Here is a 15,594-nt window from a genome sequence, read left to right as displayed (position 1 = left end):
ATAAATATATGCAAAAGCAAAAAAATTCAAAACATTATACTGCCCTTAAAATTTCTCTTGCTTCTCCCGATCAAATTCGCTCATGATCACATGGAGAAATTACAAAGCCAGAAACAATTAATTATAAGTCATTAAAACCTGAAAAAGATGGATTATTTGATGCACGAATATTTGGACCAACTAAAAATTATGAATGTACTTGTGGTAAATATAAGAAAATAAAAAATAAAGGTAAAGTTTGTGAACGTTGTTTAGTAGAAATTACTGAAGCAATTGTTCGACGTGAACGTTTAGGACACATTGAGTTAGAAGAGCCAGTAACTCATATTTGAATGTTAAAGGCTTCTCCTTCAAGAATTGCGTTAGCATTAGATATGAAAGCTAAAGACTTAGAAGAAGTAGCATATTTTGTTTCTTATATTGTTTTAGATCCAGGGACTGCCAAAGGTTTAAAACAAAAAATGATTATGGATTTAGGTAATGCTAAATCTTCAACTGATACTCGTAATCGTTTACGTAAAGTATTTGCACAAATTTTAGAACAATTAGAACCTTCTTCTTTTGCTTATACTCGTGCTCAAATGTTAACTGATACTTTAGCAGATACTTCACGTCCATTTTCAATGGATGAATGTGCTCAATTTATTACTAAACATACTGGAACAAAATTTGGAATTGGTGCTTCAGCTATTGAGTATTTATTAAAAAATATTAATTTAGAAAAAGAATTTCTTGCCATTAAAAAACAATTGACAAACAAGAAATCACAAACTGATCGTAGAAAACTAGAACGTCGTTTAGATGTTATTGATTCATTTGCTAAATCAGGAAATAAACCAGAATGAATGGTATTACACGCTATTCCGGTGATTCCACCTGATATTCGTCCAATTATTCAGTTAGATGGTGGTCGTTTTACAACATCAGAAATTAATGATTTATATCGAAGAATTATTATTCGTAATGAACGCTTAAAAAAAGTAAAACAAATGGGAGCACCAATCTTAATTATTAATAATGAAAAAAGAATGTTGCAAGAATCAGTTGATGCTTTATTTGATAATGAACGTAAAGCACGTCCAGTAACAGGAAGAGATAAACGTCCATTAAAATCTTTAACTTCAACATTAAAAGGAAAACAAGGACGTTTCCGTCAAAACTTATTAGGTAAGCGTGTTGATTATTCAGGTCGAAGCGTTATTGCTGTTGGTCCGGAATTAAAAATGTATCAATGTGGTATTCCTCGTGATATGGCAATTATTTTGTTCAAACCTTTTGTTGTGCAAAGATTAGTTCATCAAGAATTAGCTTTAAATATTAAAATTGCTGAAAAATTAATTGAAATTCAAGATGAACGAATTTGAGATGTTTTAGAAGAAGTAATTAAAGATCGTCCTGTCTTATTAAACCGTGCTCCAACTTTACACCGTTTAGGAATTCAAGCATTTGAACCAATTCTAGTTAAAGGGAAAGCTATTCGTTTACACCCACTAGTAACTCCTGCTTTTAATGCTGACTTTGATGGTGACCAAATGGCTGTTCACGTGCCAATTACTCAAGAAGCAGTAGCTGAAGCAAGAAGTTTAATGTTAGGTTCAAAAAATATTTTAAGTCCTAAAGATGGTAAACCAATTGTTACGCCAACTCAGGATATGGTTCTTGGTAATTATTATTTAACTATTGAAAAATTAGATGAATTAGGTCAAGGTTCAATTTTTAAAGATGTTAATGAAGCAATTAAAGCTTATGATACAAAACAGGTTTCATTACATGCTATTATTGGAATTCGTGTTGCTAGTTTAGGTGCAAGTAAATTTGCTGCTACCGATCAAAATAAATTTTTAATTACTACTATTGGTAAGATTATTTTTAATCAAATGTTTTCAGAAAGAATGCCATTTATTAATCGCCCAAATATTATTAATTTAACTGAAACTCATAATGAAGATTTAGTTGCCACTGATGTTGATTTTCGTGAATTTATTAAAAAAAGAGTTATTGTTGAACCATTTAAGAAAAAAGCTTTAGCAGATATTATTCATAAATATTTTAAAACTTTTGGAACTCAATTAACTGCACAAATGTTAGATAAAATGAAAAATCTTGGTTTTAAATTTTCAACAATTTCAGGAACAACAATTTCTGCAGGCGATGTTGTATCTTATTCAGGTAAAACAAGATTATTTAAAGAAGCAGATGAATATGTTAAAACAATTAACAAGTTTTATAAACAAGGTATGTTAACTAATCGTGAGCGTCATTACCATATTATTAATAAATGAAGTGGTATTAAAAACAATATTCAAGTTGAACTAGAAACAGTTTTAAGAAAAGATATTGAAAATCCAATCTTTATGATGTGAGATTCAGGTGCTAGAACTAATATTAGTAACTTTACTCAATTAGTAGGGATGCGTGGTTTAATGAATAATCCAAAAGGAGAAGTTATTGAATTACCAATTAAATCTTCATTCCGTGAAGGATTAAATGTTTCAGAGTTCTTTATTTCTACCCATGGTGCTCGTAAAGGAATGGCAGATATGGCGCTTAAAACTTCTGACTCAGGTTATTTAACAAGAAGACTAGTTGACGTTTCACAAGATATTATTGTTACTGAAGAAGATTGTAATACCGGTAATGGCTTTATAATTAGTGACGTTGTTGACCAAAAACGTAATAATATTATTGTGCCGTTACGTGACCGTTTATTTGGACGTTTTGTTCAAGGTGATGTTGTTGATAGTAAAAATAATGTAATTGTTGCAAATAATGAATTAATTACTGAAAAATTAGTAGAAACAATATTAGAGGCAAAAATTACAAAAATAAATATTCGTTCAGTTTTAACTTGTGAAGCAAGTTATGGTGTTTGTCAAAAATGTTATGGTATTAATTTAACAACAGGTTCTATTGTTGCTATTGGCGAAGCAGTTGGAATTATTGCAGCGCAATCAATTGGTGAACCAGGAACTCAACTAACGATGAGAACTTTCCATACTGGAGGAGTTGCTGGTGGTAGTGATATTACCCAAGGATTACCAAGAATTAAAGAATTATTAGATATTACTAATCCCAAAGGTGCTGTTGCTATTATTAGTGAATTTGATGGTAAAGTAACAGATATTCGTGAAGAGCAAGGAATTTATACAATTACTGTAAAGTCAAAACTTGACTATAAAGAATACAAAACTCAATATAATGCGCAGGTAAGAATTAAAATTGGTGATAATGTTAAGATTGGCCAAAAACTAACTGAAGGTGCAATTAATATTACACAATTACTAGAAGTAGCAGGAATCATTGAAGTTCAACAATATATTTTAAAAGAAGTACAACGTGTTTATCGTTTACAAGGAATTGAAATTTCTGATAAGTATATTGAAATTATTGTAAAACAAATGTTGAATCGTATTTTTGTAGTTGAAGGTAATGATTCACCATTATTGCCTGGAGCGATTGTTGATATCAAAGAATTTAAGAATGTTAATGCCAAAATTATTGTTGCTGGTAAAAAACCTGCTTTTGGTCATCCAATTATTTTAGGGATTAAAAAAGCACCATTAGAATCAGAATCATTCTTGGCTGCTGCTTCTTTCCAAGATACAACAAGAGTATTAACTAATGCTGTTATTAAGTCAAAACAAGATAATTTACGTGGTTTAAAGGAAAATGTTATTTTAGGAAACTTGATACCGGCCGGTACTGGTTTAATGCCAACTGAGAAGTTAATAGGTATGGGTAATTCTTCACTTGAAGAAGAATACTAAATTAAATTAAAATAAAAAGTGAGAATAAAATTCTCACTTTTTAAATATTTATATTTTATTTTACTAGTTGTATGTTTTAAAGATAGGATAAATATATTTCTGGACATTCTTGTGTATAATTAATTTTACCAGAATTTATAAATTTTTTTGTTTTTTTATTAAACACTTGCATTGTTTTTTCAGATTTTTCTTTTGCTTCACATTCTTCTGAATTATCTTTTTTATGGAGATGTATTCTTTTAAAATTCTCGTCTTTCAGTATACTTGTTTCTTGTAGTTCACTACCAATTCCACTATCTTTACTATTATGTTTTAAAGATAATTTTCTTAAAAGATTACTTTTATTATCATCTTTAGTAAAGTCCGTTGTAATTTCTTGTAGTAATTGATTGTTAATTTCACTATCTTGACTTAAAGTTAATTTTGCATTATCTATTTCTTCGTCTGATTTAGAAGCTACTACAATATTACTGTCATCATCTTCGTTAAAACCACTATCTTGACTTAAAGTTAATATTACATTATTTATTTTTTCCTCTGATTTAGAAGGTACTACGATATTACTATCATCATCTTCGTTAAAATCATTATCTTTATTTGAAGTTAATTTTGCATTATCTATTTCTTCGTCTGATTCAGAAAGTATTTCAATATCACTATCTTCTTCTTTAAAACCATTATCTTTATTTGAAGATAATTTTGTATTATCTATTTCTTTTTTTTCATTAAAAACAGTATCTTTAGTATTATCTTTTAAAACAGTTGGTTTTAAAAAACTAGGGCTGATAACATTTTGATAAAACATTTCTTCTTTTTTATGATTAGATTGAACTTTATCAAGTAAATTTTTAAGAATTATTATATCTGAAAAGATTTCATCATAAGTAGCAATAATTGCATGTTTATTTATTACGGTTTCATATATTCTTTGACCAGCATTTTCTTGGGTGATTAAAGAAGAATAATCACAAGTGTTATTAAAATTACAATTTGTTTTTGCTTTTTTAATAAAATCAGCAGTTAAAAGTATTATAAAACTATTTATCTTCTTTCTTCTATTTAAACTTCCATATTTATTTAATGAAGCTTCAATTTCTCAGTCAATATGTTGTCTACATTTTGTATGTATTCCTAGAATAAGAATAGTAATAGTTGTATCTTTTAAATGATTTTGTCTAATAGTTTTAGCGATTTGATTATTTGATCATGTGGTATCAATATCCCCTATTTCTACAGACATGTCTTTTATATTTAAATAATTAGCATACTTTTTAATTAACTCTGCTAATTGGTCTTTTTCTTCTTGTTCTCTTAGATGATGATATGAAATAAAAATTTTTCTCACTGTTTAACTCCTTTTTTTAACATTATTAAAAATTTAAATTTGTTTTTTACTTATATTTTATTTAAACATTTAATATTTTAATCTGTGTAGTTTAATAATTTTTTTATTTGTTCATTAGTTGCAGTTGAAAGTGAAAGTATTGAAATAAAATATAAGTATTTGTTTTCTATTAAATCTTTTCTAACTTTATCAATTTGTTTTCAAAAATCTTCGATTTCTTTTTTGCTTAAATGTTCATCATTAATGATGAAATTACCATTAGTGTCTATTTTTGTTAGTGATCTACTAGCAATTAAGATTGGTCTGATTTTTAAATTCATAATTTTTAAAATTACATCTGTTATAAAATTACATCTGTTACTAAGTTATTGTTATCGGAAGTTAATAATATTTGTTTACTTTCATCAAAAGTATTTTTAATACTTTTAATTGCTTCAGAAACTCTTCCTTCGGATTTATTTACTAATATTGAACTTGTCAAAATTATAAAAAAATTTCAGGCAATTTTTGTTGGTTTTTTATTAACTCCACTTTCTGATTTTAGAAATTTTTTAAATAAATTTATATCAACATCTCTAATAAATATTTCTTTAAAATATTTTCTTAGTTTTATTTTTAATTCTTTTTTCGTTCCTATGATTTGACTAAAATCATTTGAAGAAAGTATTCTTTTAACTTTGTTTTTTTGTTTATAATTTAATAAAAATTTTATTAGTAAAAACATTAAAAGTAATATGAAAAAAATAAGTAAAGCGATACTTGAAATATAAGCTATTCAATTAAATATTTTAGTTGTAGTCAATTTGCTTTTCCTTAGTTTTATCCATAAAATGTTAAACATAATAGTATAAAAAATACATAACTTTTATATTTATAATTTGGGGTATTAGTTTAAAAAAATAAAAAGATTTAGTATTATAATTTTTTAATTAAATAGTTACTTGTTTTCTGTTAGTTATTAATTTTATTTTAGATTCTTATTAATATTTGTTGAAAATTATTATGATATTAATAATAATATTCCATTTTAATTATATACATATATAATTTAAAAAATCTATTAAAAAGCAACATAATATAAGAATTTTTTTAAAAAATTATTGTTATAATGTTTCTTTTTTATGTATTTTATACTGATTTGTGTAGTTTAATAATTTTTTGAGTTGTTCATTAGTTGCAGTTGAAAGTGAAAGTATTGAAATAAAATATAAATATTTGTTTTCTATTAAATCTTTTCTAACTTTATCAATTTGTTTTCAAAAATCTTCGATTTCTTTTTTGCTTAAATTTTCATCATTAATGATGAAATTACCATTAGTGTCTATTTTTGTTAGTGATCTACTAGCAATTAAGATTGGTCTGATTTTTAAATTCATAATTTTTAAAATTACATCTGTTACTAAGTTATTGTTATCGGAAGTTAATAATATTTGTTTACTTTCATCAAAAGTATTTTTAATACTTTTAATTGCTTCAGAAACTCTTCCTTCGGATTTATTTACTAATATTGAACTTGTCAAAATTATAAAAAAATTTCAGGCAATTTTTGTTGTTTTTTTATTAACTCCACTTTCTGATTTTAGAAATTTTTTAAATAAATTTATATCAACATCTCTAATAAATATTTCTTTAAAATATTTTCTTAGTTTTATTTTTAATTCTTTTTTCGTTCCTATGATTTGACTAAAATCATTTGAAGAAAGTATTCTTTTAACTTTGTTTTTTTGTTTATAATTTAATAAAAATTTTATTAGTAAAAACATTAAAAGTAATATAAAAGAAATAAGTAAGCTAGAACCAGAAATAACACCTATTCAACTAAATACTTCATTTTGACTCAATTTAATTTTCCTTTCAAATAACATGAAATATGATATTGATATTTAATCTTAATTATACATAGACATAATAAAAAATAAATATTTATTAAGTGTATTTTACAAATTTTTGAATATGTGAAAGGGTCACCCCTAAGTTGCAAAAAACAATGTTTTAAGTTAGTAAGGAGACTTTTTTATGACAAGATATAGTAAGGAACTAAAATTAAAAATAATAGAACAATATTTTGCTGGTAAATCTGCCACAACATTAAGCAAAGAAAATAAAGTTAGTAGAAAGATAATTTATATTTGATTTATAGCACCTAATTTACTAAAACAATCTGATGATAGCATTAGTTTTAGTGTTAATAAACTATTAGAAAAAATTGCTTTAGATATTAGTGAATTTAAAATTAATAATCAAAAATTATATTTATGAGCATTTGTTGATTTTTATTCACGAAAAATAGTACATCACTACTGATCTAAAAATCAAGAAAAATCACATCTTATAAAATCTTTAAAAACATGTCTAATAAATATAATTTGCATAATACAATCGTTTATACTGATCGCGGAATACAGTTTAGAACTCATGATTATTGAAATTATGCTAAAAAAAATAATATTCAATTAAGCATGACAGATGGCTATGCTTCATATCAAAATGCAATTGTTGAAACTGTATTTAAAATTTTAAAAGTTGTTTATTTTAGGTGGTTGGCCCTTAATTACTGGACCATTTTTGATATAAAATTCTAAATTTTAATTTGTAAAATTGGTGGTTTTAGAAATTTAGAATGTATTCTTTCATAATTATAAAACATAACATATTGATTTACATCATTTATAGCTTCATTGATGGATAAATATTGATTTGATCCTTTAGGTAGTCATTCTTGAGATAAATGAGAAAATCAGTTTTCAGATAATACATTACCACCAATATCATAAGGTTGTTTTTTGCTTAAAATTATTTGTTTATCCTCTGCTCATTTTGTGATATCCTGACAATAAAATTCGTTGGCGTTATCTGAATGTAAAATAACATTTTTTACTTGATTTCAAGAAAATTGTTTGTTGATTTTTTCAAGAGCAGGAAGAATTAAATCCTGATATGATTTATTAGGAGCAATATTATAACTAACAACATTATTTGAATAAAAATCAATAATTACAAAAAGATATAATCATCCTTCTTTAGTATTTATTTGTTTAGTGTCCATTGATCAAATTTGATTTGAAGAGGTTGTACTTTTATAATCTTTGTTTACTTTATCCATTGTAGGTATTCACTTATTTGGATTTTTTTTGTTTTTAGGATAGTTATTTTTAGTTTGTTTTAATCCTTGAATATTGTGTTCTTTCATAATTTTTCGCATTTGTTTTATTGATAATTCTATATTTAAAATGATATTTTTTTCTTGTTTTAATCACTCTTTAAAAGCTGAAAAAATTCTTAAATATCCATAAATTCTGCCTTTTCTTGTAGAATGAAATTCGATTAAAAGTTGGCATATTTTTTGATATTTATGATTGCATTTAATAATATGATTTTCTTCTTTTTTAATAGGTTTTTGTTTATTTTTTAAAAAGTAATATGTTGATCTGTTTAATTGAAGATATTGACATAGGTTTCTAATTGAATATTGATTTTTACAATCATCAATAATTTTAATTTTTTCTTTGATATTTAATTTGTTAATTACTAATGCTATTTGTTTAATTTTATCCATTAATAAAAATCCTTTCAGGTTAAAATTAGTGTTAATTATATAACACAATTGTTTTTAGAATACATTCAGGTTTTTTAAATTAATGGTCTAGTAAAAAGGGCTAAGTGGTAAGTGGCACTAATCACCTTTGAAAATTAAATTTATTGTTGGATAAGGTAAATTAAAATTATCCAATTCTTTTCTATCATTAAATATAAATCCATTTTTTAAATAAAAACTGTAAGCTCTAGTATTTTGTTCATTGACATCAACTTGATTTATATTAAATTCTTTAATTAATTTTTTTAATATTTTTGAAGCAAATCCTTGATTTAAATAATTTATATCTAAAAATAAAGCTTCTAATTTTTGTTCTAAAATAATCGAAAATCCAATAACTTGGTTATAATCATTTTTATATCATAATTGAACATTTAAATTATTTAAATTTTCTTTTAGTGTTTTATTAAATAACAAAAAATGTTCATGTTTTAAAAACACATGTGTTTTTAAAACATTTTTTTTCCAAATTTTATGAACCAAATTAAAATCTTTATTTTCTTTTACTATTATATATTTTTAAGATTTTCCACTAATTTTTCTTCCTTTATGTACTGTTTTTAAATTTTATCACATAAAGTGTTGCCTTTTCAACTAAAATGGCATTGGTTAGATAAGTGGAATGGCAACCCTTTTTAGGACTATTTTTTGGTAGACATTTGTTTTTGATAATTAATTGGAGTTAAGTAGTTTAGAATGCTATGAATTCTTATGTTGTTATATCAATTGATATAATCAAATAATTGTAGTTTTAATTGGATAAATGATGTAAAAATTTGTTATTAATAAATTCGGTTTTGAAAGTTTTAAAATTTGCCTTAGCAACAGCATTGTCATAAGGACAGCCTTTTTTGCTTAAAGAGCGGGTAATGTTGAATGCTAGTAAAAGTTTATTAATAGTTATTATTAAACTCATTACCGCGATCAGTATGAAATATTTGAATATCTTTTAAACAGCGATTTGATTCCATAAATGCTTTATGTACCAATGATGCATCTTTTTAGTACCTACACTATATCTCCAATAATTTCACGGTTAAATAGGAAAGGGTCGCCCCTAAGTTGCAAAAAACAATGTTTTAACTTAGTAAGGAGACTTTTTTTATGACAAGATATAGGACATATTCCGTAATTAAATTTAATTAATTGTCAATAAAATTGTTTTAAAACTATTTAGTGTTATTGAATATAGAAATAAATATTTTTTGAAAAAATAGTTTAAAAAATGAGTTTACATTTTAAACAAAAAATTGTTAATAATATTTTTATATTAACTCGATAAAAATTTAAATTTTAAAAAAATATTTTTAATATTTTTTTTATTTTAATGGTTTTATTTTATTAAAAATTTCACAAAGTAAGTTAAATCTTAAGTACATAAGTCTAAATTTAGATTTTCTACATTTATTTACTAAAATTTTGAATCTTTTCAATCAAGCAAAGACATGTTCAACTTTAATTCTAATTTTAGATACAATCTTATTGTATTTTCTTTCTTGTTTAGTTAATTTTTTATTTTTAGTTCTTTTAATTGGTATTATTGTATTTTTATAAATATTTTGTATACCTTGATATCCTAAATCACCAATAATTATTGTTTTTTCTGAAAATTCAAGATTTGAATTTTTTAATATTTGAAAATCATGCACTTTACCATTATCAGCAAAAATATCAACAATTTTTTTATTAAAAAAATCATATACAATTTGAAATTTTATAGAATACATTCAACTTTTACCAGAAAAATATTCTAACTGTAGTTTTTTTTAGTTGGTCTTTCAATTTCAATCTCAGTTGAATCAATTAAATAAAATTGAAATTCATTTGAATTTTCTTGTTTTTTATCAATTTTTAATTTATATCTTTCTTTTAAAAATTGGTAATCTTTGTGGTTACTAAGTTTATTTTCTACTCAAGTAATATTTCGAAAACAACTTGATGGGCTCATTTTAGATTTAATACTCATTTGAAAAAAAGTATAATATTCTTTTCAGTATAATAAAGTCATCATTAATCTTTCTTCTACTGAAAGTTTATTTTTTCGACCTTTATTTTTTTCTAATTTTTCTATTTCAATTAATTTTTCTAACATTTCATTAAAATGAAAACGTTTTATACCAAAATATCTGTAAAATTCTTCATTTTTTAATTTTTTTAAATTTTCAAAAATCATTTTTATCAACACTTTTCTAAATTTATTGTTAATAACAAAATTATAAAATAAATTTTAAAATTATTAATTGACTTTTAAAAAATTTAATTACGGAATATGTCTATAGTAAGGAACTAAAATTAAAACTTAGATAAAAAAATATTTTTTGTTAAAATATAATTGATTTAATTTGATTTATGAAAGAGGTAATGATTATGAAACAATATTTAGATTTATGTCAATATGTTTTAGAAAAAGGATATAAAAAAGCTGATAGAACAGGCACTGGTACTGTTTCTACTTTTGGTTATCAAATGCGTTTTGATTTACAAAAAGGTTTTCCCATATTAACTACAAAAAAAGTTCATTTTGCTTCTATTGTTCATGAGTTATTATGATTTATTGCTGGTGATACTAATATTGAATATTTAGTTAAAAATAATGTTAGAATTTGAAATGAGTGACCTTATAAGAAATTTATGGAAAGTAAAAAATATCAAAATGAAACTTTAGAAGAATTTGTTGAAAAAATTAAAACTGATCATCAATTTGCTCTTGAATTTGGTGATTTAGGACCTGTTTATGGTAGACAATGACGTAATTTTAATGGTGTTGATCAATTGCAGGAGTTAATAGAAAATTTAAAAAACAATCCTTTTTCACGAAGACACATTTTATCAGCATGAAATCCTGCAGAAATTAAGAATATGGCACTACCACCATGTCATACTTTAATTCAATTTTACGTTTCTGATGATAAAAAATTATCTTGTCAATTATATCAACGTAGTGCAGATATTTTTTTAGGAGTTCCTTTTAATATTGCTTCTTATGCATTATTAACAATAATGTTAGCACAAATATGTGGCTATCAATTAGGAGAATTTATTCATACTTTAGGTGATGCTCATATTTATAGTAATCATTTTTCACAAATTAATGAACAATTAACTAGAAAACCAAAATCATTGCCAATTTTAGTTATTAATAAAAATATTACTAATTTATTTAATTTTAAATTTGAAGATTTTAAATTAGAACAATATGATCCATATCCGTTGATTAGAGGTCAGGTTGCAGTATAATGGTAATTTTAGTTTGAGCAATGACCAAAGAAAAGGTAATTGGTTTTAATAATAAATTGCCCTGAAAAATTAAAGAAGAAATGCAATATTTTCAGAGCATTACTTTAAATAAAAATGTATTAATGGGTTCAAAAACTTTTGAAAGTATTGGCAAACCACTAAAAAATCGTTACAATATAGTTGTTACTAATCATCAAGAACGTTATCAACAATTTCTAAATGATAATAATATTACTTTCACAAATGATATTATTTCATATTTAAAACAATATCAAGGTAATAAAAAAAGAGATATTTGTATTATTGGTGGTGCTGAAATTTATAAGCAGGCATGAGATTATGCTGATTATTTATATGTTTCAGTCATTAAAAATTTATATAATGGTGATCTTTTATTTCCTGTTAGTAATTTTTCTGATTTTAAATTAATCAAAACAACAGAATTTGCAGAATTTGTAGCGAATGTGTATCAAAGAAAGGAAAAAAAATAATAATGAACATTTGAAAAGCAATTTTAACTTGACCTTATTTATTACAAACTTATAGTAAATCAGGTTCAATGACAAGAAAGGTATTAAAAGACCCAAGTTTAGTTTCTGAAGCAAAACAATATATTTGATTGAAAAAACGTGTGCGTTATATTAAATGATTATATAATATTAAATTAACCGTTCATAACATTGAAAATTGACCAAAAAGAAAAGGTTGTGTAATGGTTGCCAATCATCAATCAAATTTTGATCCATTATTAGTATTATCGGTAAATGATTATAGTTTATATGCACCTTTAGGTTTTATTGCAAAAGAAGAATTAAAAAAAAGCCATTTGGCACGAAGATTTATTTTTTTAATTGATGTTTTATTTATTGATCGTAATAATCCACGCACAGCCATTACAACTTTTCAAGAAGCAAAGGAATTAATTAGAATTCCGCGTACAATGATGATTTTTCCAGAAGGAACAAGAAGTCATCAACAAGAAATGCAAGAATTTAAAGCAGGTGCTTTTAATATGGCATATCAATCTTATGTACCAATTATTCCTGTTACTATTATTAATTCTTATCAAATTTTTGATCGAAAATATAAAGGCAAAAAAGATATTCATCTTATTTTTCATAAGGCAATTGAACCAAGTGAATTTATTAAATTATCTACTGATGTATTATCAAAGCAAGTATTTAATATTATTAAAAAAGGAATTGATGATTTTAGCAATAATAAAATTTAAGTAGTAATAATAAAAGGTTGTTAGTTAACAACCTTTTATTATGTTTAAGAGTCAATAATTAATTTCTGATGTGATTTTTGTTTTTTATAATTACGTAAATTTTTTACTGATGTAATTATTAGTGAAGAAGATGTATATCAAATTATTACGATAATTAATCATAGTAGGATATTAATAAATTGTTCTTTATTTAAGCCAAGACCATTTTGTAATAATAAAAATACACTTAAGTAAGCACAAATAACACCAATTGATCCACCTAGTGTGAAAGCAATTGGTGGTTTAATTTCATAGTTTTTATCTTTAATAAAACGTGTACCAGCAACTGGCATTAAAAAAGCTGCAGATCCCATCATAATTGGAAAAGCACATTCAGCGTTAAGACCTAATAAATAAGTAGTTGCCATTGCTGGAGCATAAATACCAATGCCTAATGCCATGAAAGCACCAAGGATAAAGAATATACTAATACCAACCAAATATTTTCATCAAATATCAAGACTATTATTATTACCCGCTGTTGGCATAATTCCAATTTGTTTTTGACCTAAAAGCATGATAATTGAAACAATAAATAATAGAACACCAATAAATAGTTGTGATCAACTAAGTTTAATTTTATTTGCGATAATGGCGCCTAAATAGGCACCTAATGTTGCAGCAGAAATTAATGAAACTAGTGTTGGTCATGCTACTTGAATTAAAGCAATAAAAATAATTGCTTTAATTCAAGTAGGAATACTATGACCAACATTCATAATTCCTAAAATTTTTTTATCATTACGTACCTGTTTTGTTAATTTTAATAAAATAATACTTACTGCAAATGAACCAATACCAATTGTGTCACAAAAATCAGCAATAAAACCAATTATTCCTAGTTTTCAAAATCGTTGTTTAAAATTATCTTCAAAATTATGGATATGTTCTTTATCAAATTGTGAATAACTATTTTTATAAGATATCATGTAAAAATTGCTACTATTATTAACAAAATAGTAATAAAAATAATAGCAACAATTGAGGGTTTTCAAATATTTGTTAAAAATAAAGTAAGTAATAATACAAATAAAGAAATAGGAATTATTAATAAACTATAGTATATTGTTTTTTATTCATAGTTTTGTTCCTTTTTCTTTTAATTTTATTTTTGTGTTATTTAGAATTTTATCATGAAAAAATACAAAAAAATATTATTATTTTTTAATTTTTATATTTCTATTTTTTACTAAAATTATATTTTTAATGATTGGAAATAGTTTAAAATTATTTATTATTTTTTAACACTTTGTTAAGTAACGTTTTTGTTTTATTGTTTAGACATATTCCGTAATTAAATTTTTTAAAAGTCAATTGATAATTTTAAAATTTATTTTATAATTTTGTTATTAACAATAAATTTAGAAAAGTGTTGATAAAAATGATTTTTGAAAATTTAAAAAAATTAAAAAATGAAGAATTTTACAGATATTTTGGTATAAAACGTTTTCATTTTAATGAAATGTTAGAAAAATTAATTGAAATAGAAAAATTAGAAAAAAATAAAGGTCGAAAAAATAAACTTTCAGTAGAAGAAAGATTAATGATGACTTTATTATACTGAAAAGAATATTATACTTTTTTTCAAATGAGTATTAAATCTAAAATGAGCCCATCAAGTTGTTTTCGAAATATTACTTGAGTAGAAAATAAACTTAGTAACCACAAAGATTACCAATTTTTAAAAGAAAGATATAAATTAAAAATTGATAAAAAACAAGAAAATTCAAATGAATTTCAATTTTATTTAATTGATTCAACTGAGATTGAAATTGAAAGACCAACTAAAAAAAACTACAGTTAGAATATTTTTCTGGTAAAAGTTGAATGTATTCTATAAAATTTCAAATTGTATATGATTTTTTTAATAAAAAAATTGTTGATATTTTTGCTGATAATGGTAAAGTGCATGATTTTCAAATATTAAAAAATTCAAATCTTGAATTTTCAGAAAAAACAATAATTATTGGTGATTTAGGATATCAAGGTATACAAAATATTTATAAAAATACAATAATACCAATTAAAAGAACTAAAAATAAAAAATTAACTAAACAAGAAAGAAAATACAATAAGATTGTATCTAAAATTAGAATTAAAGTTGAACATGTCTTTGCTTGATTGAAAAGATTCAAAATTTTAGTAAATAAATGTAGAAAATCTAAATTTAGACTTATGTACTTAAGATTTAACTTACTTTGTGAAATTTTTAATAAAATAAAACCATTAAAATAAAAAAAATATTAAAAATATTTTTTTAAAATTTAAATTTTTATCGAGTTAATATAAAAATATTATTAACAATTTTTTGTTTAAAATGTAAACTCATTTTTTAAACTATTTTTTCAAAAAATATTTATTTCTATATTCAATAACACTA

18 protein-coding genes are annotated in these 15,594 nt (G+C 23.6%); 8 read left to right on the top strand and 10 right to left on the bottom strand.

Going from position 1 to position 15,594, the window contains the following annotated elements; all coding sequences use genetic code 4:
- Nucleotides 1-8 precede the first annotated feature (8 nt).
- On the top strand, nucleotides 9-3,767 hold the full coding sequence (gene rpoC / locus AAHM89_RS07920; protein WP_342265992.1) for a DNA-directed RNA polymerase subunit beta': 3,759 nt from the start codon (nucleotides 9-11) through the stop codon (nucleotides 3,765-3,767).
- A 76-nt stretch (nucleotides 3,768-3,843) separates the two neighbouring features.
- Here the strand turns inward: rpoC and AAHM89_RS07915 are convergent, their stop codons facing one another.
- The 4 genes from AAHM89_RS07915 to AAHM89_RS07900 all read right to left on the bottom strand — a co-directional run bounded on the left by AAHM89_RS07915 (nucleotide 3,844) and on the right by AAHM89_RS07900 (nucleotide 6,953).
- Nucleotides 3,844-5,112, bottom strand: a complete 1,269-nt coding sequence (locus tag AAHM89_RS07915) for a TIR domain-containing protein (protein WP_342265991.1) — start codon at nucleotides 5,110-5,112, stop codon at nucleotides 3,844-3,846.
- 77 nt (nucleotides 5,113-5,189) lie between these two features.
- Complete coding sequence (locus tag AAHM89_RS07910) at nucleotides 5,190-5,432, bottom strand: hypothetical protein (protein WP_342265990.1); 243 nt, start codon at nucleotides 5,430-5,432, stop codon at nucleotides 5,190-5,192.
- Nucleotides 5,433-5,452: 20 nt separating this feature from the next.
- Nucleotides 5,453-5,836, bottom strand: a complete 384-nt coding sequence (locus AAHM89_RS07905) for a hypothetical protein (protein WP_342265989.1) — start codon at nucleotides 5,834-5,836, stop codon at nucleotides 5,453-5,455.
- Between the two features lie 379 nt (nucleotides 5,837-6,215).
- Nucleotides 6,216-6,953: a hypothetical protein gene (locus tag AAHM89_RS07900; RefSeq protein WP_342265988.1), complete on the bottom strand. Its 738-nt coding sequence runs from the start codon at nucleotides 6,951-6,953 to the stop codon at nucleotides 6,216-6,218.
- A gap of 175 nt (nucleotides 6,954-7,128) precedes the next feature.
- On the opposite strand from AAHM89_RS07900, the gene AAHM89_RS07895 reads away from it, so the two are divergent.
- Both AAHM89_RS07895 and AAHM89_RS07890 read left to right on the top strand, forming a co-directional pair.
- A complete protein-coding gene (locus tag AAHM89_RS07895) occupies nucleotides 7,129-7,569 on the top strand; it encodes a hypothetical protein (RefSeq protein WP_342265987.1) in 441 nt (146 codons plus the stop codon).
- Between the two features lie 2 nt (nucleotides 7,570-7,571).
- Nucleotides 7,572-7,694, top strand: coding sequence for a hypothetical protein (locus AAHM89_RS07890; protein ID WP_342265986.1), 123 nt, complete (start codon nucleotides 7,572-7,574; stop codon nucleotides 7,692-7,694).
- Here the strand turns inward: AAHM89_RS07890 and AAHM89_RS07885 are convergent.
- From AAHM89_RS07885 to AAHM89_RS07870, 5 genes are all read right to left on the bottom strand, one after another.
- The gene (locus AAHM89_RS07885; protein ID WP_342265776.1) at nucleotides 7,691-8,668 is read right to left on the bottom strand and encodes an IS3 family transposase; all 978 of its coding nucleotides are present in this window, start codon (nucleotides 8,666-8,668) and stop codon (nucleotides 7,691-7,693) included. The genes AAHM89_RS07890 and AAHM89_RS07885 overlap by 4 nt on opposite strands.
- Nucleotides 8,669-8,785: 117 nt before the next feature.
- Nucleotides 8,786-9,124: a GNAT family N-acetyltransferase gene (locus AAHM89_RS07880; RefSeq protein ID WP_342265985.1), complete on the bottom strand. Its 339-nt coding sequence runs from the start codon at nucleotides 9,122-9,124 to the stop codon at nucleotides 8,786-8,788.
- Nucleotides 9,125-9,348: 224 nt separating this feature from the next.
- A complete protein-coding gene (locus AAHM89_RS12815) occupies nucleotides 9,349-9,483 on the bottom strand; it encodes an IS3 family transposase (protein ID WP_425289702.1) in 135 nt (44 codons plus the stop codon).
- Nucleotides 9,484-10,026: 543 nt separating this feature from the next.
- Nucleotides 10,027-10,434: a transposase family protein gene (locus AAHM89_RS07875; protein ID WP_339045908.1), complete on the bottom strand. Its 408-nt coding sequence runs from the start codon at nucleotides 10,432-10,434 to the stop codon at nucleotides 10,027-10,029.
- Nucleotides 10,435-10,457: 23 nt separating this feature from the next.
- Nucleotides 10,458-10,880, bottom strand: coding sequence for a transposase family protein (locus tag AAHM89_RS07870; RefSeq protein WP_339045912.1), 423 nt, complete (start codon nucleotides 10,878-10,880; stop codon nucleotides 10,458-10,460).
- Nucleotides 10,881-11,074: 194 nt separating this feature from the next.
- Here AAHM89_RS07870 and thyA point away from each other — a divergent pair, with 194 nt between their 5' ends.
- Genes thyA through AAHM89_RS07855 form a run of 3 tightly spaced genes read left to right on the top strand, consistent with a single transcriptional unit; the run spans nucleotide 11,075 to nucleotide 13,175 of the window.
- Nucleotides 11,075-11,944: a thymidylate synthase gene (thyA, locus tag AAHM89_RS07865; protein WP_342265984.1), complete on the top strand. Its 870-nt coding sequence runs from the start codon at nucleotides 11,075-11,077 to the stop codon at nucleotides 11,942-11,944.
- Nucleotides 11,944-12,435: a dihydrofolate reductase gene (locus AAHM89_RS07860; protein WP_252320865.1), complete on the top strand. Its 492-nt coding sequence runs from the start codon at nucleotides 11,944-11,946 to the stop codon at nucleotides 12,433-12,435. The genes thyA and AAHM89_RS07860 overlap by 1 nt, the downstream gene beginning before the upstream one ends.
- 2 nt (nucleotides 12,436-12,437) lie before the next feature.
- A complete protein-coding gene (locus AAHM89_RS07855; RefSeq protein ID WP_342265983.1) occupies nucleotides 12,438-13,175 on the top strand; it encodes a lysophospholipid acyltransferase family protein in 738 nt (245 codons plus the stop codon).
- 44 nt (nucleotides 13,176-13,219) lie between these two features.
- Here AAHM89_RS07855 and AAHM89_RS07850 read toward each other — a convergent pair whose 3' ends face one another.
- Nucleotides 13,220-14,143 (bottom strand): sulfite exporter TauE/SafE family protein, encoded by a 924-nt coding sequence (locus tag AAHM89_RS07850; RefSeq protein ID WP_342265982.1) that lies wholly within the window; start codon nucleotides 14,141-14,143, stop codon nucleotides 13,220-13,222.
- A 452-nt stretch (nucleotides 14,144-14,595) separates the two neighbouring features.
- On the opposite strand from AAHM89_RS07850, the gene AAHM89_RS07845 reads away from it, so the two are divergent.
- Nucleotides 14,596-15,018 carry a transposase family protein gene (locus tag AAHM89_RS07845; RefSeq protein WP_339045912.1) on the top strand — a complete coding sequence of 141 codons (423 nt, stop codon included), beginning with the start codon at nucleotides 14,596-14,598 and terminating at the stop codon, nucleotides 15,016-15,018.
- A 23-nt stretch (nucleotides 15,019-15,041) separates the two neighbouring features.
- Nucleotides 15,042-15,449 (top strand): transposase family protein, encoded by a 408-nt coding sequence (locus tag AAHM89_RS07840; protein ID WP_339045908.1) that lies wholly within the window; start codon nucleotides 15,042-15,044, stop codon nucleotides 15,447-15,449.
- Nucleotides 15,450-15,594: the final 145 nt, after the last annotated feature.

Origin of the sequence: Spiroplasma endosymbiont of Villa modesta (assembly GCF_964030925.1) — a bacterium.
Classification (GTDB): Bacteria; Bacillota_I; Bacilli_A; order Mycoplasmatales; family VBWQ01; genus Spiroplasma_E.
Note: the sequence above shows the minus strand (reverse complement) of the source record. Positions and strands in the feature narration are given on the sequence as shown.